Source organism: Aestuariibius violaceus (assembly GCF_040779325.2).
Taxonomy (GTDB): Bacteria; Pseudomonadota; Alphaproteobacteria; order Rhodobacterales; family Rhodobacteraceae; genus Aestuariibius; species Aestuariibius violaceus.
This window is the reverse complement of sequence record NZ_JBFONT020000002.1, coordinates 131,481-153,087: the sequence shown is the minus strand read 5'-3', so window position 1 is coordinate 153,087 and position 21,607 is coordinate 131,481. Positions and strand designations below refer to the sequence as shown.

At 65.3% G+C, this 21,607-nt stretch carries 24 protein-coding genes; 7 read left to right on the top strand and 17 right to left on the bottom strand.

Features of this window, described 5'->3' with window-relative positions; all coding sequences use genetic code 11:
• The first annotated feature begins 5 nt into the window (after positions 1-5).
• The 3 genes from AADZ90_RS07900 (at position 6) to AADZ90_RS07890 (ending at position 2,282) form a co-directional block, all read left to right on the top strand.
• Positions 6-773, top strand: coding sequence for an ABC transporter ATP-binding protein (locus AADZ90_RS07900; RefSeq protein WP_367312736.1), 768 nt, complete (start codon positions 6-8; stop codon positions 771-773).
• Positions 766-1,566, top strand: a complete 801-nt coding sequence (locus AADZ90_RS07895; protein ID WP_367312737.1) for an ABC transporter permease — start codon at positions 766-768, stop codon at positions 1,564-1,566. Before AADZ90_RS07900 ends, AADZ90_RS07895 begins: the two co-directional genes overlap by 8 nt.
• Before the next feature lie 251 nt (positions 1,567-1,817).
• On the top strand, positions 1,818-2,282 hold the full coding sequence (locus AADZ90_RS07890) for a hypothetical protein (protein ID WP_367312738.1): 465 nt from the start codon (positions 1,818-1,820) through the stop codon (positions 2,280-2,282).
• Between the two features lie 212 nt (positions 2,283-2,494).
• On the opposite strand, the gene AADZ90_RS07885 is transcribed toward AADZ90_RS07890, so the two are convergent.
• The 14 genes from AADZ90_RS07885 to AADZ90_RS07820 all read right to left on the bottom strand — a co-directional run bounded on the left by AADZ90_RS07885 (position 2,495) and on the right by AADZ90_RS07820 (position 14,313).
• On the bottom strand, positions 2,495-4,414 hold the full coding sequence (locus AADZ90_RS07885; protein WP_411996973.1) for an ATP-binding protein: 1,920 nt from the start codon (positions 4,412-4,414) through the stop codon (positions 2,495-2,497).
• Complete coding sequence (locus tag AADZ90_RS07880; protein WP_367311769.1) at positions 4,414-4,932, bottom strand: hypothetical protein; 519 nt, start codon at positions 4,930-4,932, stop codon at positions 4,414-4,416. Before AADZ90_RS07880 ends, AADZ90_RS07885 begins: the two co-directional genes overlap by 1 nt.
• On the bottom strand, positions 4,925-5,332 hold the full coding sequence (locus tag AADZ90_RS07875) for an ASCH domain-containing protein (RefSeq protein WP_367311770.1): 408 nt from the start codon (positions 5,330-5,332) through the stop codon (positions 4,925-4,927). Before AADZ90_RS07875 ends, AADZ90_RS07880 begins: the two co-directional genes overlap by 8 nt.
• Positions 5,329-5,769, bottom strand: a complete 441-nt coding sequence (locus AADZ90_RS07870) for a hypothetical protein (RefSeq protein ID WP_367311771.1) — start codon at positions 5,767-5,769, stop codon at positions 5,329-5,331. Before AADZ90_RS07870 ends, AADZ90_RS07875 begins: the two co-directional genes overlap by 4 nt.
• A 178-nt stretch (positions 5,770-5,947) precedes the next feature.
• A complete protein-coding gene (locus AADZ90_RS07865) occupies positions 5,948-7,534 on the bottom strand; it encodes a carboxyl transferase domain-containing protein (RefSeq protein ID WP_367311772.1) in 1,587 nt (528 codons plus the stop codon).
• 49 nt (positions 7,535-7,583) lie between these two features.
• Positions 7,584-8,081 (bottom strand): lysozyme inhibitor LprI family protein, encoded by a 498-nt coding sequence (locus AADZ90_RS07860; protein WP_367311773.1) that lies wholly within the window; start codon positions 8,079-8,081, stop codon positions 7,584-7,586.
• On the bottom strand, positions 8,078-8,791 hold the full coding sequence (locus AADZ90_RS07855) for a flavodoxin family protein (protein ID WP_367311774.1): 714 nt from the start codon (positions 8,789-8,791) through the stop codon (positions 8,078-8,080). The genes AADZ90_RS07860 and AADZ90_RS07855 overlap by 4 nt, the downstream gene beginning before the upstream one ends.
• Complete coding sequence (locus tag AADZ90_RS07850) at positions 8,788-9,183, bottom strand: DUF1622 domain-containing protein (protein WP_367311775.1); 396 nt, start codon at positions 9,181-9,183, stop codon at positions 8,788-8,790. Before AADZ90_RS07850 ends, AADZ90_RS07855 begins: the two co-directional genes overlap by 4 nt.
• Positions 9,183-9,671: a lysozyme inhibitor LprI family protein gene (locus tag AADZ90_RS07845; RefSeq protein ID WP_367311776.1), complete on the bottom strand. Its 489-nt coding sequence runs from the start codon at positions 9,669-9,671 to the stop codon at positions 9,183-9,185. The genes AADZ90_RS07850 and AADZ90_RS07845 overlap by 1 nt, the downstream gene beginning before the upstream one ends.
• 49 nt (positions 9,672-9,720) lie before the next feature.
• Entirely contained in the window at positions 9,721-10,254 is a 534-nt protein-coding gene (locus AADZ90_RS07840) for a hypothetical protein (RefSeq protein WP_367311777.1), read from the bottom strand.
• A gap of 154 nt (positions 10,255-10,408) precedes the next feature.
• Positions 10,409-10,750, bottom strand: coding sequence for a lysozyme inhibitor LprI family protein (locus AADZ90_RS07835; RefSeq protein ID WP_367311778.1), 342 nt, complete (start codon positions 10,748-10,750; stop codon positions 10,409-10,411).
• Positions 10,751-10,902: 152 nt separating this feature from the next.
• Positions 10,903-12,066 (bottom strand): isovaleryl-CoA dehydrogenase, encoded by a 1,164-nt coding sequence (locus AADZ90_RS07830; protein WP_367311779.1) that lies wholly within the window; start codon positions 12,064-12,066, stop codon positions 10,903-10,905.
• A 69-nt stretch (positions 12,067-12,135) separates the two neighbouring features.
• A complete protein-coding gene (locus AADZ90_RS07825) occupies positions 12,136-13,038 on the bottom strand; it encodes a hypothetical protein (protein ID WP_367311780.1) in 903 nt (300 codons plus the stop codon).
• Between the two features lie 72 nt (positions 13,039-13,110).
• The gene (locus AADZ90_RS07820) at positions 13,111-14,313 is read right to left on the bottom strand and encodes a DegT/DnrJ/EryC1/StrS family aminotransferase (protein WP_367311781.1); all 1,203 of its coding nucleotides are present in this window, start codon (positions 14,311-14,313) and stop codon (positions 13,111-13,113) included.
• A gap of 278 nt (positions 14,314-14,591) precedes the next feature.
• On the opposite strand from AADZ90_RS07820, the gene AADZ90_RS07815 reads away from it, so the two are divergent.
• Positions 14,592-15,107 (top strand): hypothetical protein, encoded by a 516-nt coding sequence (locus tag AADZ90_RS07815; RefSeq protein ID WP_367311782.1) that lies wholly within the window; start codon positions 14,592-14,594, stop codon positions 15,105-15,107.
• Positions 15,108-15,462: 355 nt separating this feature from the next.
• On the opposite strand, the gene AADZ90_RS07810 is transcribed toward AADZ90_RS07815, so the two are convergent.
• A complete protein-coding gene (locus AADZ90_RS07810) occupies positions 15,463-16,125 on the bottom strand; it encodes an HAD-IA family hydrolase (protein WP_367311783.1) in 663 nt (220 codons plus the stop codon).
• Positions 16,126-16,233: 108 nt separating this feature from the next.
• Here AADZ90_RS07810 and glmU point away from each other — a divergent pair, with 108 nt between their 5' ends.
• Entirely contained in the window at positions 16,234-17,565 is a 1,332-nt protein-coding gene (gene glmU, locus AADZ90_RS07805) for a bifunctional UDP-N-acetylglucosamine diphosphorylase/glucosamine-1-phosphate N-acetyltransferase GlmU (protein ID WP_367311784.1), read from the top strand.
• A 5-nt stretch (positions 17,566-17,570) separates the two neighbouring features.
• On the top strand, positions 17,571-19,391 hold the full coding sequence (gene glmS / locus AADZ90_RS07800; protein ID WP_367311785.1) for a glutamine--fructose-6-phosphate transaminase (isomerizing): 1,821 nt from the start codon (positions 17,571-17,573) through the stop codon (positions 19,389-19,391).
• Positions 19,392-19,645: 254 nt separating this feature from the next.
• Here the strand turns inward: glmS and AADZ90_RS07795 are convergent, their stop codons facing one another.
• Both AADZ90_RS07795 and AADZ90_RS07790 read right to left on the bottom strand, forming a co-directional pair.
• A complete protein-coding gene (locus AADZ90_RS07795) occupies positions 19,646-19,990 on the bottom strand; it encodes a RidA family protein (RefSeq protein WP_367311786.1) in 345 nt (114 codons plus the stop codon).
• Positions 19,991-20,013: 23 nt separating this feature from the next.
• On the bottom strand, positions 20,014-20,496 hold the full coding sequence (locus AADZ90_RS07790; RefSeq protein ID WP_367311787.1) for a D-galactarate dehydratase: 483 nt from the start codon (positions 20,494-20,496) through the stop codon (positions 20,014-20,016).
• 93 nt (positions 20,497-20,589) lie between these two features.
• On the opposite strand from AADZ90_RS07790, the gene moaA reads away from it, so the two are divergent.
• Positions 20,590-21,582, top strand: coding sequence for a GTP 3',8-cyclase MoaA (moaA, locus tag AADZ90_RS07785; protein WP_367311788.1), 993 nt, complete (start codon positions 20,590-20,592; stop codon positions 21,580-21,582).
• The last annotated feature ends 25 nt before the right edge of the window (positions 21,583-21,607 follow it).

Below are 21,607 nucleotides of genomic sequence, written 5' to 3'. Positions count from 1 at the left end.
CCCCCATGGACCTGTCCCTCAACGGCGTCTCTCACTCCTACGGAGAGGTCGAGGTGCTGCGCGACATCACCCTCGACGTGCCCTCCGGCCGGATCGTCTGCCTCGTCGGCCCTTCCGGCTGCGGCAAGTCCACGCTGCTCAGGATGGCCGGCGGCCTCGAACGCCCCGACGCGGGCCAGATCCTCCAGGTCGGCCAGCCGCCCGAAGGTTGCCTCAACCCGCTCACCTTCGTCTTCCAGGATTTCGCGCTCCTCCCCTGGCGCAGCGTCGAAGGCAACATCCGCCTCGTCCTCGAAGATCACGGCCTCCGCCGCGACAGGGCCGAGGCGACCATCGCCGACGTCCTCGCCCGCACCAACCTCTCCGATTTCCGCCGCGCCCTGCCCCGGCAGCTCTCCGGCGGCATGAAGCAGCGCGTCGCCATCGCCCGCGCGCTCGCCGTCCGGCCCGCCGTCATGCTGATGGACGAACCGCTCTCCGCCCTCGACGCCCAGACCCGAGAGCTCCTGATCGACGACCTGATCTCGCTCTGGGCGCGCGAGCCCTTCACCGCGCTCTACGTCACCCACAACCTGTCCGAGGCCGTCCGCCTCGGCCACAAGATCGTCGTCCTCTCCCGCCGCCCCGGCCAGGTCCGCGAAGTGATGGAGATCGACCGCCCCCTGACCGATCGCGGCCTCGGCGACGCCGATCTCGAGGCGCGCCAGAAACACCTCTGGGACGTCATGCACAGCGAAGCCCGCGCCGCCGATGAGGAGCTTGTGAATGGCTGACGCCCGCACCAAGCAGCCCGTCCCCTTCCGCGGCGGCGGCTTCCGCCCGCGCCCCATCCGCTTTGTCGGGCTCGCCGTCTTCGTCGTGCTGATCGCGCTTGTCGAATGGGGCACCCGGGCCGGCTGGATCTCCAACCTCACCCTGCCCCGCCCCTCCGACGTGCTGGCCACCTTCGTCGAACTCTACGAAACCGGCGCCCTCTGGGATCACCTGTCGGTCTCGCTCTCGCGGCTCGTCATGGGCTCGGCCATCGGCGTTTCGGCGGGCATCGGCCTCGGCATCCTGATCGGCCTCTTCTCCCTGATCCGCGCGGGCCTCGTCCCGCTGGTGGCGGCAATCTTCCCGATCCCGAAAATCGCGCTCCTGCCGCTCTTCGTCATCTGGTTCGGCATCGACGAGGGCTCGAAATACGCGCTGATCGCGCTCGGCACCTTCACCCCCACGGTCGTCGCCACCTACGGCGCGGTCGAGAATGTCGACCGCACCCTCATCCGCATGGGCCAGAGCTTCGGGCTCTCCTGGCTCTCCATCGTCCGCAAGATCGTCCTGCCCGGCGCCATGCCCGGTATCCTCTCGGGGCTCCGCATCAGCCTCGCCATCGGGATCATCCTGCTGGTCGCGGCCGAGATGCTGGGCGCCACCCACGGCGTCGGCGCCTACATCCTCCAGGCAGGCTCCCTCTACGACCTCGAACGCCTCTTCGCGGGCGTCACCATCCTGTCGATCCTGGGCGTGACCGTCAGCTTCCTCATCGGCCAGATCGAAAAGCGCCTGCTGAACTGGCGGTCGTGAGCTGTGTCTACTGCTTGGCCTCGACATCAACGGTAAACGGTCGTTACCGTAGACGAATAGCGTTCCAGCGAGAGTTAGAGAGACAAGAAAGCAGCCTGGCAGATTCTATTGCTAAGCTGAAGCTCAAACAGGACCGGGGTGCCTAAAGCTAATTCGCTTTACAGAATATCACCGCTACACCACATAACGAAACTCAGCAGCGCAGGCAGTATTGGATTTCTGAATATTCACACCACGAGCAAGAGAACGAAATGATACTGAGATTCTTCCGACCAGCTAAGAACTTGAAGGTAATTCGTAGTACATCGGTATATCTGATCGGCGACGAGTGCTACATTCCCGTTCACGGAGAGACTACCCGAGGTCTTCCGGTCGTGACTGGGCCTGTCTTGCAGTCAAGTATCGTGGATGAGCGAAGACTCGGAGAGACTGCGTTAGAGGCAATCGGGCTTTTCAGGTACAACGTCGATCTCGATAAAGACCTGCAAAAGGTATCTCCGCTAGTATCGGCAGCGCGAAAGAAGAATTGGACAGAATTTGTAAAAGCTACCAGTAAATACGCATCGGTAGTCCAAATCGAAAACAACATAACGGTGCACCCATCAAAGAAAGTGGGAACCAAAGGTTACGATGGCTGCGGAGAAAGCATAATGGGTTCTGAGGAACCTAAGGAGCTGGGCGAAGCCATCATCAAAGCCCTTGAACTATCTCAGTAATGAAGCGGACCTAATATTGGCCAACCTTCAGTGCAATCTTCAGCCATCGGCCCGAACGTCCTCGCTCAAAAGATCATCCTGTAAGACCCTCCGTACCCCACCGTAGGGTGGGGTTTCACCCCACCGCCCGCGGCTCCTCCTCCGACAAGCCTAGGGTGGGTGTTTTCACGCACCTTCCCAGGCAGGATCGGATTTATCCCGGCGCCCCAACCTCACTCCTCCTCCAGCCGCACCAGCGGCACCCCCGCCGCCACCTGATCGCCCGCCTTGGCCAGCACCTCGGCCACCACACCGGCCCGCCCCGCGCGCAGCACATGCTCCATTTTCATCGCCTCAAGCACCGCCAGCCGATCGCCCTCGGCGACCTCGGCGCCTGCCTCCACGAAGACCGCCTTCAAAAGCCCCGGCATCGGCGCCTCGACCGTGCCCGCCGCGGGCCCCGCGGCCCCGCGCGCCACCGGATCGGGCACCGTGAACGCATAGGTCGCCCCCCAGATCACCGCCACATGGCGCCCCACCATCACCACTTTCGCAGCCACCTGAGCCCCGTCGACCCACCAGCGCCCCTGCCGATGCTCGACCTCGTGCCGATCCTCCCCGATCCGCACTGCATAGCGCCCCGGGGCCAGCACGCTCAGCCGCCCCTCGACCTCCTCGTCGCCGAAGAGCAGCACCATCGGCCGCTCCAACGGCGCCCACAGCGCGAACCCGGCGAAGTCCCCCTCCGCCTCCGCCGCCCGCCCCGCAAAGGCCAGCGCCCGGCTCCGCGAACAGGGCACATCGGCCACCGTCAGCGCCTCCAGATCCCGCCCGATCAGCCCCGTATCGACGTCGCCCGCGGCAAACCCCTCATGCCGCACCAGCCGCCTCAGAAAGCCCAGGTTCGTCACCGTCCCCACGACCTCCGTCCCTGACAGCCCGCCTTCCAGCCGCGCCAACGCCTCGTCCCGCGTGGCCCCATGGGCAATCACCTTCGCGATCATCGGGTCATAATGCGGAGAAATCTCGTCCCCCGAGCGAACCCCGCTATCGGCCCGCACCCCGTCCGGAAACGCCAGATGCGCCAGCCGCCCCACGGCGGGCAGGAACCCCGCCGGCACATCCTCCGCATAAAGCCGCGCCTCCACCGCGTGACCGTCCAAAGCAGGCACCTCCGGCATCGCCTCGCCCGCCGCGACCCTGAGCTGCCACTCCACCAGATCGACGCCCGTCACGGCTTCCGTCACCGGATGCTCCACCTGCAGGCGCGTGTTCATCTCCATGAACCAGAACCCGTCCGGCCTTAACGCCCCCGACCCGTCCGCGATGAACTCCACCGTCCCCGCGCCCTTGTAGCCGATCGCCTCCGCTGCCTTGACGGCGGCCCCCGTCATCGCCGCCCGCACGTCCTCGGTCATCCCCGGCGCAGGCGCCTCCTCGATCACCTTCTGGTGCCGCCGCTGCAGCGAGCAATCGCGTTCATACAGATGAACCGCCCGCGCCCCGTCCCCGAAGACCTGCACCTCGATATGCCGCGGCTGCTCGATGAATTTCTCGACCAGCACCCGGTCGTTCCCGAAGGCCTTGCCCGCCTCCGACCGGCACGCCTCCAGCGCCTCGGCGAAGTCGCCGGGGGCCTCCACCAGCCGCATCCCCTTGCCGCCGCCGCCCGCGACCGCCTTGATCAGCACCGGATAGCCGATCGCCTCCGCCGCCTGCCCCAGCCGCCCGGGATCCTGGTCGTCGCCGCGGTAATCGGGCACCACCGGCACGCCCGCGCGCTCCATCACCTCCTTGGCGGCGTCCTTCAGACCCATCGCCCGGATCGCCTTGGCCGACGGCCCGATAAAGACCAGCCCCGCCGCCTCGACAGCTTCCACGAAATCCGGGTTCTCGCTCAGGAAGCCATATCCCGGATGGATCGCCTCCGCCCCGGTGGAGAGCGCCGCCTCGATGATCGCCTCCCCCCGCGAATAGCTCTCCGCCGGAGCCGCCCCCCCGATCCACACCGCCTCCCCCGCCGCCGCCACATGCGCCGCCCCGCGATCCGCGTCCGAGAACACGGCCACCGTCCGCACCCCCATCCGGTCACAGGTCCGCATCACGCGGCAGGCAATCTCGCCGCGATTGGCAATCAGGATTTTCCCAAACATTACAGAGCCTTCGTTGGCAAGACAGGATTGATGACAGTGTAACTTCGAACCGGAAATCCGCCGTGCAGATCGCTGAAGATCATCGATCCACGCCGAATGTCAGCAAGGTTCAGGTACCGCTGCTCATAGGCCTCTGAGGTATATTCAGACGGCTCACCGCCTCCGTCATCGCAGACGAGGCCCACCCATCCCGAAGAGCTTCTCTTCAATAGATCCTCGCTCCAGACATGAAGGTCTTCGAACGGATCAGGCCGATCCTCTGAAAAGTCGTCATCCGGCCGATAGACCGGACCGCGCTCCGTCCAATCAACGTGTTCAAGAAGCAAACAACTGCAGTAGACGCGGCCGTTAGAACCGCGCTGACCCACACGATAGACATGGCTGACTTTCTGAAGCGGAGGTGGCGTCCAGTCGCTCTCGATAAAATCGAGATCGCCTGCAGCACCGTGCGCGGCCACCAACGGCACTTCAGCCCCGAGATAAACGCCTAGACACATCGCGCCGTCCCCCTCACCCAAAATCCTCCACCAGCCGGAACCGTTCGCAGATCAGCTCCATCTCCGGGTCGAACCCGCCATTGCGGCCGAAATAGGCGATGTGTTCATCCCGCCACTCCTCATAAGAGCCCTCGCCCTCGGCCAGGGCGAAGTCCTCCGTCACGTCGCAGAACCGCTGCCGCGTGACCTCGACCGTCTCGATGACAACCGCGGGCCGCCCGTCCCAATCCAAAGCGATGTCCCGCCGACCCACGACCGGCATCGCCTCTTTGCCCGGGCCGAAATCCCGCGCCGCACCGCAGGTCGCCGTCTTCTTCCCCTCGCGCACCAGCTGCAGCAGCCACGCGCACATCTCCGGGCCGTCCCCGAAGCTGAACGTCTCCGCCCCCGGATACCGCTTGCGAACCTCGTCCAGTGTCATTCATCCGCCTCCGAATAGGCCCGATACCGGTGCCGGAAGATCAGGTTCGGCCGGTCCCCCTCCAGCAGGTGGAACGCCGCCGCCACCGCCACGATCCCCTGCGCCAGGATCAAGAGCGCCAGCCCCTGCTCCTCCACCGCATCGACGAACATGAAGATCCGCAGCTCCGCGATCGAGGCGACCAGATACCGCCCGCACATCAGCACCGACAGAACCAGCGCCCAGGGCGCGCCCAGCACCAGCCCGAGGGCAGCGACCAGGGACAGCCCGCCGAAGACCAGAAACCAGAGCGACCCGACCGGGCCGAACAGCGCGAGCACATCGAACGCCCCGCTCACCGCGAGCCAGAGCGCGATGGCGTAGATCACCAGCCCCGGCCGCCCTTTCGGATGCGCGGCGGCCTCTGCCGGGGTGACGCTGACCCACGGCACACTCATCGTCCGTCACCGATATGTCCGGCCGACCTATAGGCGGCGGCCGATGGGTTTTCGCGAATATCCCCTTGAAACAAGGGACTTCCGCAAACCATGTCCGACAAGAGTCCGACAGAACGCCGACGGAACGCCGACCGGGGGACCTCGCCCCTCTCACACAAGTTTTTCTTGATCGACCCCATCACATCCGGAAGACGCCGAACCGCGTCTCTCCGATCTCGCGGTTCAGCGATGCTCTCAGCGACAGCGCCACAACCTCCCGCGTCTTGCGCGGATCGATGATCCCGTCATCCCACAGCCGGGCGGAGGCATAAAGCGGGTCCGACTGCGCCTCGAACTGCTCGAGGATCGGGCGCTTGAACGCCGTCTCTTCCTCCGTCACCCACTCCATGCCCTGCCGCTCCAACGCCTCGCGCTTGACGGTGGCCAGCACGCCCGCCGCCTGCTCGCCCCCCATCACCGAGATCCGCGAATTCGGCCAGGACCACATGAAGTTCGGCGAATAAGCTCTTCCGGACATGCCGTAATTTCCGGCGCCGAACGATCCGCCGATCACCACCGTCACCTTTGGCACCGCCGTCGTCGCGACCGCCGTCACCATCTTGGCCCCGTGCCGCGCGATCCCCTCGTTCTCGTATTTGCGGCCCACCATGAACCCGGTGATGTTCTGCAGAAACAGCAGTGGCACCTTCCGTTGCGAGCAGAGCTCGACGAAATGCGCCCCCTTCTGCGCCGACTCGGAAAACAGCACGCCATTGTTGGCCACGATCCCCACCGGCAGCCCCTCGATATGGGTAAAGCCGCAGACCAGAGTCTCCCCGAACCGCGCCTTGAACTCGTCGAACTCCGAGCCATCGACAACCCGCGCGATCACCTCGCGCACGTCATAGGGCGTCTTCAGGTCGCCGGGCACGACGTCGAACAAGCTCTCCGGGTCAAAGGCGGGCGGCACAGGATCCTTGAGTGCTCCCAATGTGTTACCGCCCGACAATGACGCCACCGCCTGCCGCGCCAGCGCCAGCGCATGGGCGTCGTCCTCGGCCAGATAATCGGCGACGCCGGACAGCCGCGTATGCACGTCACCCCCGCCCAGCTCCTCGGCGCTGACGACCTCGCCCGTCGCCGCCTTCACCAAGGGCGGCCCGGCGAGGAAGATCGTCCCCTGCTCCTTCACGATGATCGACACGTCCGACATCGCGGGCACATAAGCGCCGCCAGCGGTGCAGGAGCCCATGACGACCGCGATCTGCGCGAGGCCCTGCGCGCTCATCCGCGCCTGATTGTAGAAGATCCGCCCGAAATGGTCGCGATCGGGGAAGACCTCGTCCTGGTTCGGCAGGTTCGCCCCGCCGCTGTCGACAAGGTAGACGCAGGGCAACCCGCATTGCTCGGCGATCTCCTGTGCGCGCAGGTGTTTCTTGACGGTGATCGGGTAATAAGTGCCGCCCTTCACCGTCGCATCGTTGCACACGACCATCACGTCGCGCCCCGACACGCGGCCCACCCCGGCGATCACGCCGCCGCACGGGGCGTCATCGTCATACATCCCCCAGCCGGCCGTCGCGCCGACCTCCAGGAAAGGAGAACTTACGTCAAGCAGCCGCGCCACCCGCTCCCGAGGCAACAATTTCCCCCGCGAGGTATGCCGCGCCCGCGCTTTCTCCCCGCCACCGGCCGCCGCAAACCGCGCCGCTTCCTCGACTTTCCTAAGAAAGTCCAAATGCACCGCACGGTGCTCCCCCGGCGCCGCAACAGACCCGATCTTCATGAACAACGCCCCCGAGAAGACATGAGATATCCAAGGCAAGCCACTTTGGTCATTGGGCAATCCTGTTTTCGGGCATCCGCGCCAAGTAAAGCGCCTGCTGCGCCGTCATCCTCATGATGCACTCCGCCCGCGCCGGTTGTCGGCCCGTCCCTCCGGCCCATTCCGCCGCGACGGCATCGCACCGCGCCCCGCGAAACCCTTCCCAAGCGGCCTGCATCTCCTCAAGCGCCAGCACCTGGGATCCCGGCAAAGTCGAGGTGTCATAGTATTCCGCATTGGCCGTATCGTCTTCCGAAGCCTGCTCCGTCAGGGCGGCCATCTCGATCTCGACCTGCTTCTCCCAGATCTCGGCTTCCCGGTAAAAACACAGCGAATACAACGCCGTGCCAAGTCCCTCGGGGCTTTCTTCAATGCATCTCCTCGCCGCCAGCCCGGCGCAATCGACGCCGCTGCCCTCCCAGCACCGCATCGCGATCATCCCGTCGAAAACGATGTCCTCCGCCGCAAGTGGCGAGGCCAGGATGGCAAGGAGGAAAACCGCCCTCACGCCCGATACTCCGGGTTCTCGTAATCATACCGGCACCCGGCCTTCCAGCCGCGGCGGTCATTGCCCTCGCTCGGATAGCCGCCCGCTGCCTTCAGCATCGCCGCCAAGTGCATCAGGTTCCACGTCATGATCGTCAGGTTCCGATTGGTGAACTCGTTGTCGAACCCGGCCGGCGCGCCCTCCACCTCGTCGCCATAGGACGGCCCCGGCCCGGCCTCTCCGATCCAGCCGCAATCGGCCTGGGGCGGGATCGTAAAGCCCAGATGGCTCAGAGCGAAGCCAATCGTCATCGCCGCATGCTTGATCCCGTCCTCGTTCCCGGTGATCACGCAACCGCCTGTTTTCCCGTAGAAAACCGATTGCCCCCGGTCGTTTAGCTCACCACCCATCCCGTAAAGCCGCTCGATCAGGACCCGGCAGACCGAGCTTTCCTCGCCCAGCCACAAGGGCGTCCCGATCACCAGGATATCCGTTGCCAGCACCTTCTCCCACAGCATCGGCCAGTCGTCGCGCGCCCAGCCATGTTCGGTCATGTCCGGATAGACCCCCGGCGGGACCCGGTGGTCGAGCAGATGCACATGCTCCACCGCCACTCCGTTCTTCTCCATGATCGCGGAAGACGCGTTCATCAGTAATTTCGTATGGCTCTCAGAGGCTTGCCGCTTAAGCGACGTGTTGACGTAGAGCGCTTTCAGACCCTCGAAACTCACACCATCTCCTCCCGCACTTCCTTCAATTCCCGCCCCAGGAAATAGCTGATCAGCGACCGGATCAGCACCAGAAGCCCCAGGAAGATCAGATCCGACAGCCTCAGCGACAGGGCCGTGTGGATGATGTCGGACACGATAAACAGCTCCAGCCCCGCCAGAATGTACCGCCCCAGCTCGATCCGCTCCGCATTGATCTTGCGGACGCGCACCAGGTTGTCCCGCGCGATCTCGGCCAGCCCGAACCCGATCACGAACCGCACGGCGCCGACCAGCATCACGAGGATCGCCGCCACATCGACGACGACGGCCGCCCATTCGAGCACGTGAAGAAGGCCGGGTAACCGGCTGTGGAGAAAGCCGTTCTGGCTTTCGAATTCGACGAGAGAGCCCATTACCGCTGCTCGAGCCCCGCTTCGAGATACAGCGCCTGCTCCCCCGTCTCGCGCATCAGGCAGGCCGAGGTCGCCGGCCCTCCGCCGGTCCCGCCACCCCAAAGCGACCGCTCATAATCGCAGGTCGCGTCGCGATAGGCGATCCAGGCCCGCTGCATGGCCTGCAACGCATCGGCCTGCGACGGCACCGTCGCCCCGATCTCTTCCATCTCGGCATCGAGCTCCCGCTTCTGGGCCAGCAGGTCCTGATAGGCCACGTTCAGCCGCGCATCCCACCAATCGAGCTCCCGGCCATAGCAGAACCCAAGCCCGACAGTCGTGCCGCCATCCGGCGTCTCCGCACAGGTTTCCGCCGCAAGCCCGACGCAACTGCGCTTGTCCGGCGCCTCCAGCAGACAGGCTTCGACGGGCGCGATGTCAAAGTCGATCTCCTGCGCCGCCAGAGGGGCCGCCAAAGCGCTGAAAAGAAAGATGAAGCCACGTCTCAACTGTCCAATCCTCCTATCCGCATGCCGCCGACCGCCGACCGCCGTTCGGTCATCGCTCATCGCGCGGACGCAAGTCGTCCAGCGATCTCAGATGGAACACCCGCTCCGCATGAAGGCGCAGCCTGCAGGCCGCCTGCCCCGATGCCGCTGCCGTCCCCGCCGCATAGCCCACATTCTCCATATTGCACTGATCACGAACGTACTCCGCCCATGAGACCTCCGCCCGCAGCACGGTCTCATGCGCCCTGCCCCAGCTGGCCCGAAGGCGAGACGCATCGGAATCGAAGTCCTGCGCCCAGCGCAGGATCCCGGCGACCTCCTGCTGGTAGAGCTCCGTCCAGATCCGGAGCTCGTCGTAAAGGCACGCGGTCCCACCGGCATTTGACCGGCCATCGGGGCGCCGCTCGCGGCACGCCTCGACAGTTGTCCGCGTGCAGGCCATGAAACTCTCGAAGTCCGCCGCCGCATCGGTGCAGGCCTCCAGTGCAGCCCGGTCGCGGGTATAGGCCTCTTTCTCAGCCTCGACCGCATCCGCCAGCACAGGCGCCGCCAGAAAGGCCAAACCAAGCGCCAGAGGTCTCACCCCATCACCCCCATCAGCTCGCGCCCCGCCAGCATCCGGCCACCACGTCGATACGCGCGGTGACGATCCGATTCTAGAGCGACGGTAAGACGGCGCCACTCCAAGCCGACGAGAGGTGTCTTTGGCGCTTCGAAGAATGTGGCTAACTTACCCATCATTGCCTCCGAAGCGCGATCAGTCGCGCCGACAGGTCCAAAACATATTCCGCCGTCATCTCGAGCAAACAATTCGCCTTGAGGACTCCGCCCAGCGTCCCACCCCTGGCCTCCGCCTCGACGACGTCGCAGGTGGCCTCACGCCAGGCGACAAAGGCATCCGCTTCCACTTGGAGGAGCGGGGCGCGGTCAGCTCCTAGAAACTCGTCTCGCACATCATCCGCAGCAAGTTCCTCCGTCAGACGAGCAGATGTCGTCTCGAACGCCTCTTGCCACCATTCGTATTCACTGACGGCGCAATTCACAGAGGTTGCTGTGTTCTGCGGCTCAGCCAGGGCCATGCAGACTGATGTGGCCTCTCCGATGCAATCGCTCCCCTTACCCGGTGCAGCCGCATTCACACACTCTGCCGTCGGAGCGATGTCGAACGGTAAGTCAGACTGCGCGCTCGCGAGGCCAGGTATGGGCAGGCAAAGAAGAAGGGCGACACCCCTCACCCCATCGCCCCCATCAGCTCGCGGCCCACCAGCATCCGGCGGATCTCGCTCGTCCCCGCCCCGATCTCCATCAGCTTGGCGTCCCGGAACAGGCGCGACACCGGCGTCTCGTTCATGAAGCCCGCCCCGCCCATCGCCTGCACCGCCTGATGGGCCTGCTTCATCGCCTCCTCGGAAGAATAAAGCACGCAGGCCGCCGCATCCTGCCGCGTCACCTCGCCCCGGTCACAGGCCTTGGCGACCTCATAGACGTAAGCGCGGGCCGAGTTCATCGCCGTGTACATATCGGCGATCTTCGCCTGCATCAGCTGGAACGACCCGATGGGCTTTCCGAACTGCTTGCGCTCGGCCAGATAGGGCATGATCTCGTCCAGGCAGGCTGCCATGATCCCGAGGCCAATCCCGGCCAAAACCACCCGCTCGTAATCGAGGCCCGACATCAGCACCTGAACGCCGCGGCCCTCCTCACCCAGCACATTCTCGAACGGCACCCGCACGTCCTCGAAGACCAACTCCGCCGTGTTCGACCCGCGCATCCCCAGCTTGTCGAAATGCGGCGAGGTCGAAAACCCGGCGAACGTCTTCTCGATCAGAAACGCCGTGATCCCCTTCGACCCCGCATCGGGATCGGTCTTGGCGTAGACCACCAGCACATCCGCATCCGGTCCGTTGGTGATCCAGTATTTCGTCCCGTTCAGCCGGTAATGGTCGTTCCGCTTCTCGGCCTGCAGCTTCATCGACACCACGTCCGACCCCGACCCGGCCTCCGACATCGCAAGCGCGCCCACATGCTCGCCCGAACAGAGCTTCGGCAGATACCGCGCCTTCTGGTCCGCATCGCCGTTCAACGCGATCTGGTTGACGCAGAGGTTCGAATGCGCCCCGTAGCTGAGCGAGACCGAGGCAGAGGCCCGCGCGATCTCCTCCACCGCGACCGTATGGGCGAGGTACCCCATCCCGGCGCCGCCCTCCTCTTCCGGCACGGTGATCCCGAGAAGGCCCAGCTCCCCCATCTCCTGCCACAGGTCCGAGGGAAATTCGTTCGACCGGTCGACCTCTGCCGCGATCGGCTTCACGCGCTCCTGCGCCCAGCGATGGACCATGTCGCGCAGGGCATTCACGTCCTCGCCCAGATCGAATGACATCGAGGAAGTGAACATCGGCGGCCCCCCTTATTGAACGCTCGTTCAATTATTAGGGGGCCGCTGACCGCCGGTCAATGGGCCGTGTCAGTGGCCGCCATGTTTGCCGTGGCCCATATGGTCCTCGCCATGCTCGCTGATCGCTGCGATACGGGCTTGCTCCTCGGGTGTAAGCCGCGCGTTCATCTCGCGCTGCAGCGTGGCCCAGGCGCGCGCGCCCCGAGTGTTCGCCGATGCCTTGCTTCCCAGATCCTCGCGCACGAAAGCCGCCAGCTGTCCGCACACCGCCTTGAGATTGCGCACGGTCCGCCGATCGGCCGCCGCGACCCACAGCTTGCCGTCCAGCGCCTCGTCGCACCCGTCGCGTCCGGCGAGCGCCAGACCGTGGGCCGCCGCCATCGAGGCACCGTTCGCCCACTCCACCGGCAGTCCGAGGTCAAGATAGGGCAGCGTCCTGTTGCGATCGGCGAACCGCCCGTCGGGGTTCGGGATCAGCCACAGATGCACCATGGCGAGCCGCGTCCGCCCGCCGCGCTTCGCGGCCTCGTCCGCCAGCCAGCCCTGCGCGATGGCGCCCAGGAACGGCCGCTCCTCCAATGCCGCATCGGTGAAGGCCACCGCATCGTGGACATGCCAGACATCGGCGCTCCCGGCGAACCCCTCCGGCACCGGATCGCCCGGCGCGATCCACACGTTGTAGGACAGCGCGACAAGCCGCTTCTGCCCGCCGATTTCGGTGAAAAGAAAGTTCGACGGCCGGGCCGGGTCGATCCGATCCACGCCGACGTAATCCGCCCCGCCGGGCGGGAACCAATGCTCGCCCATCAGCGGCTCGTCGCCACCGAATTTCTTCCAGCCCGCCCGCCGCAAAGCCCCAAGATCGGTGTAGGCGCGCGCGGTCGCTTCCGCCACGGCGATCTGGTCATTTACGCTTTGCCCCTGCACGGGCGTCGCGAGAAAAAGGAGGGCGGCCAAGGCCTTTTTCAACATGGGGTATCTCCATCGGGATGTCTGCGGGGAAACGCTATGCATTCCCTGCCCCGATATACGATACCACCCCGCCTACTCCGCCGCTTCCTTTCCGCTATTCGTCGCCAGAACCTCCTCGCGGAGGATCCGCGCGATCAACGCGCAGTCCTCTTCCGAGAAGGTGAGCGGCAGCCGCATGTCGATCAGCCCCGCCAGGATGCGATCCGTCTGCGGCATCGGTTCCGCCGCCGCATAGCGCCAATGATCGTAGCGCGAGGTGAACCCGGCAGGCTCCGGCGCACCGAACCATTTCAGCTCGACCCCGCGGGCCGCGCAGCGCTCGACGAAGGCGCGCACGTCATCCTCCGCCCAATCCGTCAGCAGGAATTGGAACGAGGAGGCAACATACCCCTCCTTCTCCGGCCGGTGCGGCAGACCCAGCCCCGGCACCCCGCGCAGCCCGTCCTCCATCACCTTGTAACGCGCGTTCCACCGCTGCGCCTGCCCTTCGAGCAACGCCAGCTGCGGCCGCAGGATCGCCGCGCGCAGATTGTCCATCCGGCCCGAGATGTTGGGCGTCTCCAGCCGCAACCCCTCGAACACCTCCGGCGGCGGCGCAGCCTTGTGGCGTGCATAAAGCATGTAGCTCCCCGACAGCAGGATCATCCGGGCCATCAGCACCTCGTCGTCCGAGACGATCAGCCCGCCTTCGCCCGAATTGATGTGCTTGTAGGTCTGCGTCGAATAGCAGCCCACAGCGCCGTACCGCCCCGACGGCACCCCGTTCCAGGACGCCCCCATCGTATGGGCGCAATCCTCGATCACCGTGATCCCGGCCGCGTCACAGAGCGCCATCAGCCGGTCCATGTCGCAGATATGGCCGCGCATATGGCTCAGCAGCAGCACCTTCGCACGCCCAGCCTTGGCCGCCAGATCATCCAGGTCGATGACCATGTCCTCGGTCACCTCGACAAAGACCGGCACCGCCCCCAGGCTTGCGATCGCCCCCGGCACCGGGGCCAGCGTAAAGGCATTGGTCAGAACCGGATCCCCCGGCTTGACCCCGCAGGCCCGCATCGCCGTCGTCATCGCATACCCGCCAGAGGCAACGGCGAGGCAATACCGCGCGCCCGTGATCGCCGCGAAGTCCTCCTCCAGCAGCGCCACCTCGCCGACCTCTCCGGGTACCGTGTTATAGCGGTGCAACCGCCCGCTCCGCATCACCTCCAGCGCGGCCTCGATCCCCGCCTCGGGGATCGGCTCCTGCTGGGTGAATGTTCCGTCAAATCGTTCCATAGCGCGATATAGTGAGGGCGCGGCGACCCAACGTCAACGCAGGCTTCATCCAGCATGGGTTGCGGCGCGCTGATTGGCCCGGAATCAAGCCGAAGGCGCCGGGCCAGCGCCGGCCCGCCCCACGGGCTGGCGCTTTGCCACCTGCGCGCTGACCTCCGAGGGAAGATGAACACGGCGCCATAAAAGCGCGCCGCTCAGCCGTTGCAGCGCCATCCCACGGGCCGCCGCTGGCCCGGCTTGCGTTGCATCTCGGGTTCAGGGTACTCGGCAGTGAATGTATGAAAGGCTGGCACTGCGGCTTTCTGTATCAAAGCAAATCCGTTACCCGAAACGTTATGAATCATCCGGAATGCGAACGTGTTCTCAATCTGCTCTTTGACGCATTCAAGGATGTAGAGAGACCCGAACCTCTAGCCAATCGTCAGGGATCTCAATTTCCTGAAGAGGTCGACAGCTTCAACAACACCGATTGGGATCACGCCACATATTCTGACTTCAGCGAAGGCGCCGACGGTGCTACGGTCTGTCCTGCAAGAAGCAAGGTCTATCTCCTTCCACGCCTGTTCAAGATCGTCTTGCTGAGACGCTCCGGAGCAGCAAAGGCCCAAGCTGTCGACAACCTTTCGATGGAACTCGAAAGCTGGCCGATAGATGAAGAGGTCCAGCAGCTGCTTGATACTGCGCAGAAGGCGGCGATCATTGCCGCGTGGTATTATCTCGACCAACATCTTTACGCTCCGGGCGGCAGTCACGTCGGAAGAGCACTTTCACATCATTGGCAAATGCCGCCTTAGCAATCGGGATCTCCAAACCGCTGCCACCTACCTCCAGCAACGGTTTACCCGCCATTCTGAAACGGAAACAATTCCCGCCATTTCCACTATTGTCCAAACTGTTGCGCTGCACCGCAGCAGAACGCTCCGTTACCGGGTGATGTTGCATTTAAATGCCCGACAGAATGCCGACGCAAAGCCGACCGGATGCCGACACGCCAAATCCCCCAATGCTGCCTGCATTAACACGCGATTCGCGGAGGATCAGGGGTTACGGTGCCTGACCTCACCGACCGATACGTCAACCTTCGCGTCACATTTGTGGCGATACCGGCCGATCGCTAAATCGGAAGACGCGCGCCTTTCTTATCCCGCCTCAAAGCTCCAGCCGCGCCACGATGCCGGGAAGCTCCGCATAATCCTCAAGCAGCGCCTCCGGCTCCAGCGCCTTCACCGCATCCCCTTCCGGCCCGAAGGTCACGAGGATCGAGGCCGCGCCCGCCGCCCGCGCCGTCTCCCGGTCGGTCACCGTATCGCCCACCAGACAGGCCCGCGCGGGGTTCCCGCCCGCCCGCTCCACCGCGGCCACCAAAGGCGCCGGGTCGGGCTTGCGCACCGGCAGCGTATCGGCCCCCACCAAAGCTCCGAAAGCGTCCCTAAACCCAAGTCTTTGAAGCAGAATCTCCGCCAGCCGCTCCGGCTTGTTCGTGCAGACCGCCACCGCATAGCCGTCGCCACTCAAAGCCGCGACCGCCTCGCGCACCCCGGGATAAAGCACCGTGTGCCGGTCGATCTCGGCCCCGTAATAGTCCAGCAACCGCGGGTATTGCCGGTCGATCTCAGCCTGCCAGTCGCCCCCGATCCGCGAAAACCCCTCGGTCAGCATGGCCCGTCCGCCACGGAAGGCGACACCGTTATCTGACCCCCATTCCAGCAGATCGCCCAGCCCCAGATCGCGGAAACAGGCATTCGCCGCCGCGATCAGATCGCCCGACGTGTCCGCCAGTGTCCCGTCCAGATCGAAGATGACACTGCGCATATCTCGCCTTTCCTGCCCGTAACGTCCCGACATCAGATGTGATGCCCTCCGCCCTTGTGCCAAGCCCGGATTGCCGTCAAGAGACCCAGAAAACGCAAGAGGCCGAGCATGTCCACCGCCCTCATCATCCTCGCCGCCGGCAAGGGCACCCGCATGCGGTCCGACCGCCCGAAAGTCCTGCATGAGGTCGCCCACGCGCCGCTCCTCCACCACGCGATGCGCACCGGCGCGGGGGCGGCGCGCACCATCGTCGTCGCGGGCTACGGTGCTGATACCGTTGAGAAATCGGCCCATGCGCTCGACCCCATGGCGCGCGTCGTGATCCAGGCCGACCAGCTCGGCACCGGCCACGCCGTCCAGCAGGCCGCACCCGCGCTCGAAGGGTTCGAAGGCGACGCGATCGTGCTCTACGCCGACGTGCCCTTCATCCGGGCAGAGACGCTTGGCCGCCTGACCGAGGCCCGTGGCAAAGCCGACATTGTCATCCTCGGCTTCGAGGCCGCCGATCCCGCCCGCTATGGCCGCCTCGTGATGAAAGACGGCCAGCTCGAGCGGATCGTCGAATGGAAGGACGCGACGGAAGAGGAGCGCGCGATAACCTTCTGTAACAGCGGGGTTCTTGCCGCCGACGCGGCGCTGCTCCTCGACCTCCTCTCCGAGGTCACCAACGACAATGCCCAGGGCGAATACTACCTCACCGACATCGTGGAGATCGCCCACACCCGCGGCCTCTCCGTCACCGCCATCGCCTGCAACGAGGCCGAAACGCTCGGCGTCAATTCCCGCGCCGACCTCGCCGCAGCCGAGGCCGCGTTCCAGATGCAAGCCCGCGCCGCCCACATGGAAAACGGCGTCACGCTCACCGCACCCGAAACGGTCTTCTTCGCCCATGACACCGTCATCGGCCCCGACACCCTGATCGAACCCAACGTCGTCTTCGGCCCCGATGTGACCGTCGAAAACGGCGCCACGATCCGCGCCTTCTCTCACCTTGAGGGAGCCCACATCTCCGAAGGGGCCATCATCGGCCCCTATGCCCGCCTGCGCCCCGGCGCCGAGATCGGCCCGAACGCCAAGATCGGCAACTTCGTCGAGATCAAGAAGGCCCAGGTCCACCAGGGCGCCAAGGTGAACCACCTGACCTATATCGGCGACGCCACGGTGGGCGAGGACGCCAATATCGGCGCCGGAACCGTTACCTGCAATTACGATGGCGTCTCCAAGCACCGAACCGAAATCGGCGCCCGCGCGTTCATCGGATCGGACACGATGCTCGTGGCCCCCGTCCGCATCGGCGACGAGGCGATGACCGCCAGCGGCTCCGTCATCACGTCGGACGTGCCCGATGGCGACCTGGCGCTTGGCCGGGCGCAGCAGACCAACAAGCCGGGCCTCGCCCGCAAACTATTCGCGCGCCTGCGCGCCGCGAAGAAGGAGTAGGGCCCATGTGCGGCATCATCGGCGTTCTCGGCGATCACGAAGCGGCCCCGATCCTGGTCGATGCGCTCAAGCGGCTGGAATATCGCGGCTATGACAGCGCCGGGATCGCGACGGTCAGGAACGGCACGCTCGACCGCCGCCGCGCGGTGGGCAAGCTCGTCAACCTGTCCGACCTGCTGGTTCACGATCCGCTGCCCGGCAAGGCCGGGATCGGCCATACCCGCTGGGCCACCCACGGCGCCCCGACAGAGGCGAACGCCCACCCCCACCGCGCAGACCGCGTCGCGGTCGTCCATAACGGCATCATCGAAAACTTTCAGGAGCTCCGGGAAGACCTTCAGGCCCAGGGTATCGCCTTCGAAAGCGAAACCGACACCGAAACCGTCGCCCGGCTCGCCCAGCACTACCTCGATCAGGGCAACAGCCCCCGCGATGCCGCGCTCCAGACCATCGCGCGCCTCAACGGCGCCTACGCGCTCTGCTTTCTCTTCGAAGGCGAGGACGACCTGCTGATCGGCGCCCGCAAAGGCTCCCCGCTCGCCATTGGCCATGGGGAAGGCGAGATGTTCATCGGCTCCGACGCCATCGCGCTTTCGCCGATGACCGACCGCATCACCTATCTCGACGAAGGCGACACCGCCATCGTCACCCGCGAAACGCTGGAGATCCTCGAAGCCGAAGGCCGCATCGCCAACCGCCCGGTCAAGACGATCCGCCTCGACGCGGCCCAGGTCGACAAGGCGGGCCACCGGCACTTCATGGCCAAGGAGATCGCCGAACAGCCCGTCGTCCTCGCCGACGCGCTCGCCCGTTACCTCCCCGATGGCGCCGACGGCATCGCCCTGCCCGAGGGGCTCGATTTCACCGCCACCGACCGCCTCGTCATGGTCGCCTGCGGCACCGCCTTCTTCGCCTGCCAGGTCGCCAAATACTGGTTCGAACGCATCGCCCGCCTGCCCGTCGAAATCGACGTGGCCTCCGAATTCCGCTACCGCGAACCGCCGGTCCCGCCCCGTACCACCGCGCTCTTCGTCAGCCAGTCGGGCGAGACGGCCGACACCCTCGCCGCGCTGCGCTACTGCGCCGGGAAGGCCGACCGCATCGTCTCGGTCGTCAACGTCCCCGAAAGCTCCATCGCCCGCGAAAGCGATCTCGCCCTGCCGATCCATGCGGGCGTCGAGATCGGCGTTGCCTCGACCAAGGCCTTCACCTGCCAGCTGGCCGTCCTGGCCTTGCTCGCCCTCGAAGCCGCCCGCCAGCGCGGCGAGATCGACGCCGAAACCCTCGCAAGCCACCTCGCCGACCTCCGTGCGCTCCCCGGCCTCCTCAACCAGGCGCTCAACGCGGGCGACAAGATCGAACGCATCTCCCGCGACTTGGCCGAAGCGCGCGACATCCTCTTCATCGGTCGGGGAGCCATGTATCCCCTCGCCCTCGAAGGCGCCCTGAAACTCAAGGAAATCAGCTACATCCACGCCGAAGGCTACGCGTCGGGAGAGCTCAAGCACGGCCCCATCGCCCTCGTCGACGACCACGTCCCGGTCATTGTGATGGCCCCCCGCGACAGTCTGTTCGAGAAGACAACCAGCAACATGCAAGAGGTCATGGCGAGAGGTGGCCGCATCCTTCTGGTCAGCGACACCAAAGGCATCGAAGCGGCCGGAGACGGCATCTGGCGCAGCATCCAGATGCCTGACCTGCCCGAGATCTTCACCCCCATCCTCTACGCCATCCCCGCCCAGCTCATCGCCTACCACACGGCGGTCGCGAAGGGCACGGATGTGGATCAGCCAAGGAACCTGGCGAAGTCCGTGACGGTGGAGTGATTGGCAGGAAGATATCAAGAGATCGCCAAGCCCCAGCGCAATGCCAAATCAACCCAAGCCGGGCCAGCGCCGGCCCGCGGGATGGCGCTGCAACGGCAAAGCGGAGCGCTTTTATGGTGCCACATACATCTTCCCTCAAAGCTCAGCGCACGGGTGGCAAAGCGCCAGCCCGTCGGGGTGGGCCGGCGCTGGCCCGGCGCCTTCGGCTTGATTCCGGGCCAATCAAGGCACCGCAACCACGGTCACACCGGTGATCAAACCACCGCCGCAACCACCACGATCTCGATCAGATACCCCGGCTCCAGATCCACACCCACGCAAGCCCGCTGCGGCCAGTTTTCCTCGCCGCCGATCCAGTCACACCAGACCGCATCCATCCGGGCTTTATCCGCGATATCGCTCAGATACACTGTCGCCTGGATCAGGCGATCCTTCCCGCTTCCAGCCTTCTCAAGCAACTCGTCCAGGTAGCGCAACGTGTTCGCCGTCTGCTCCGCAATCCCAGCCGCGGGACCAGGATCAAATGCGACCGCATAGACCAGACCGCCCGCAACGACGGCGCCGCTCTTGCCTGTCATGCTCTCAGGAAACCGTTTCATCTGCTCCAGAGCCCCGCGGCAGGTTACTCTGCAAAGACCACCAGCTCTGGCAGATCCGTCAGCGGCACGTCCAGCACCCGCATCGCGGCAAGTGAGATCTGGCTGCCCGATCCGGCGGCCCCGCCCGAGGGCCGCAACTCCACGTTCACCGAGGCGCCGCCGCCCGCCAGCTCCGCCCGGCCTTGCCGCACGGCCGACACAAGCGGCGTCTCCAGCCAGAACCCAGGCTCCGTCGGCGACCCAAGTGAGGCGATCGTCGTCCCCAGCCGCTCCTCTCCCGCCGTATCCGGCGCGGCAGCCGCGGCCGCCCGATCCTCGGCGCTCGTCGTATCGAACTCCTCCGCCGTCCGGGCGGCCGCAGGCGGCCGGGGCGCTGCCGGTACAGGTGCAGGCGCGGCATTCGGCACCGCGGCGGGCACCGGCTCGGCCGCGGGCGACACCGCCTGGCGGATCCGGTCACATCCCGGCGCCAGAAGCAGAAGGGCGAACATCAGGGCGTATCTCATGGTCGGACGCTAGCCCCCACTGCGACCTTCTGACAAGAGATCACCGGCCCCACCCCCTTGCCTAGGTTAACTTCCGCACATACCGTCGAAATCATGCTTACCGATCCCTTCCAGCGCGACATCACCTATCTGAGGCTCTCGGTCACTGACCGCTGCGACTTCCGCTGCCTCTACTGCATGTCCGAGCAGATGACCTTCCTGCCCAAGAAGGAACTTCTCACGCTGGAGGAACTCGACCGCCTCTGCTCCACCTTTATTCGCCTCGGCGTCCAGAAGCTGCGCATCACCGGGGGCGAACCCCTCGTCCGCCGCGACATCATGACCTTCTTCAAGGCCATGTCCCGCCACCTCGACAGCGGCGCCCTGAAAGAGCTCACGCTCACCACCAATGGCAGCCAGCTCGAACGCTTTGCGGATGACCTTGCCGCTTGCGGCGTCAAGCGGATCAACATCTCGCTCGACACGCTGGACGAAGCCAAGTTCGCCCATATCACCCGCTGGGGCCGCCTGCCCCAGGTCCTGCGCGGCATCGACGCCGCCCAGAAGGCGGGCCTCCGCGTCAAGATCAATACTGTGGCGCTCAAAGGCTTCAACGAAGACGAGCTCTTCCCGCTCGCCGAATGGTGCGCCGCCCGCGACATGGACCTGACCTTTATCGAGGTCATGCCGATGGGCGATATCGAACCCGACAGGCTCGACCAGTACTGGGCACTCGATGATCTCCGCGGCACGCTGGCCAGCCGCTACACCCTCACCGACCTCGCCGAGCGCACCGGTGGCCCCGCCCGCTATGTCCGACTGGAAGAGACGGGCCAGAAGATCGGCTTTATCACGCCGCTGACCCACAATTTCTGCGAAAGCTGCAATCGGGTGCGCATCACCTGTACCGGAGAGATCTACACCTGCCTAGGTCAGGAGGGGAAATCCGACCTGCGCAAACCGCTGCGCGCCTCCGAGGCCGACGCCCCCCTCGAAGAGGCCATCCATGCTGCCATCGCCCTCAAACCAAAGGGCCACGACTTCGACTATTCCCGCCAGAGCGAAGGCGGCAAGATGACCCGCCACATGAGCCACACCGGCGGCTGAGGCTCCGGGCCTTCGGACGGCCCGA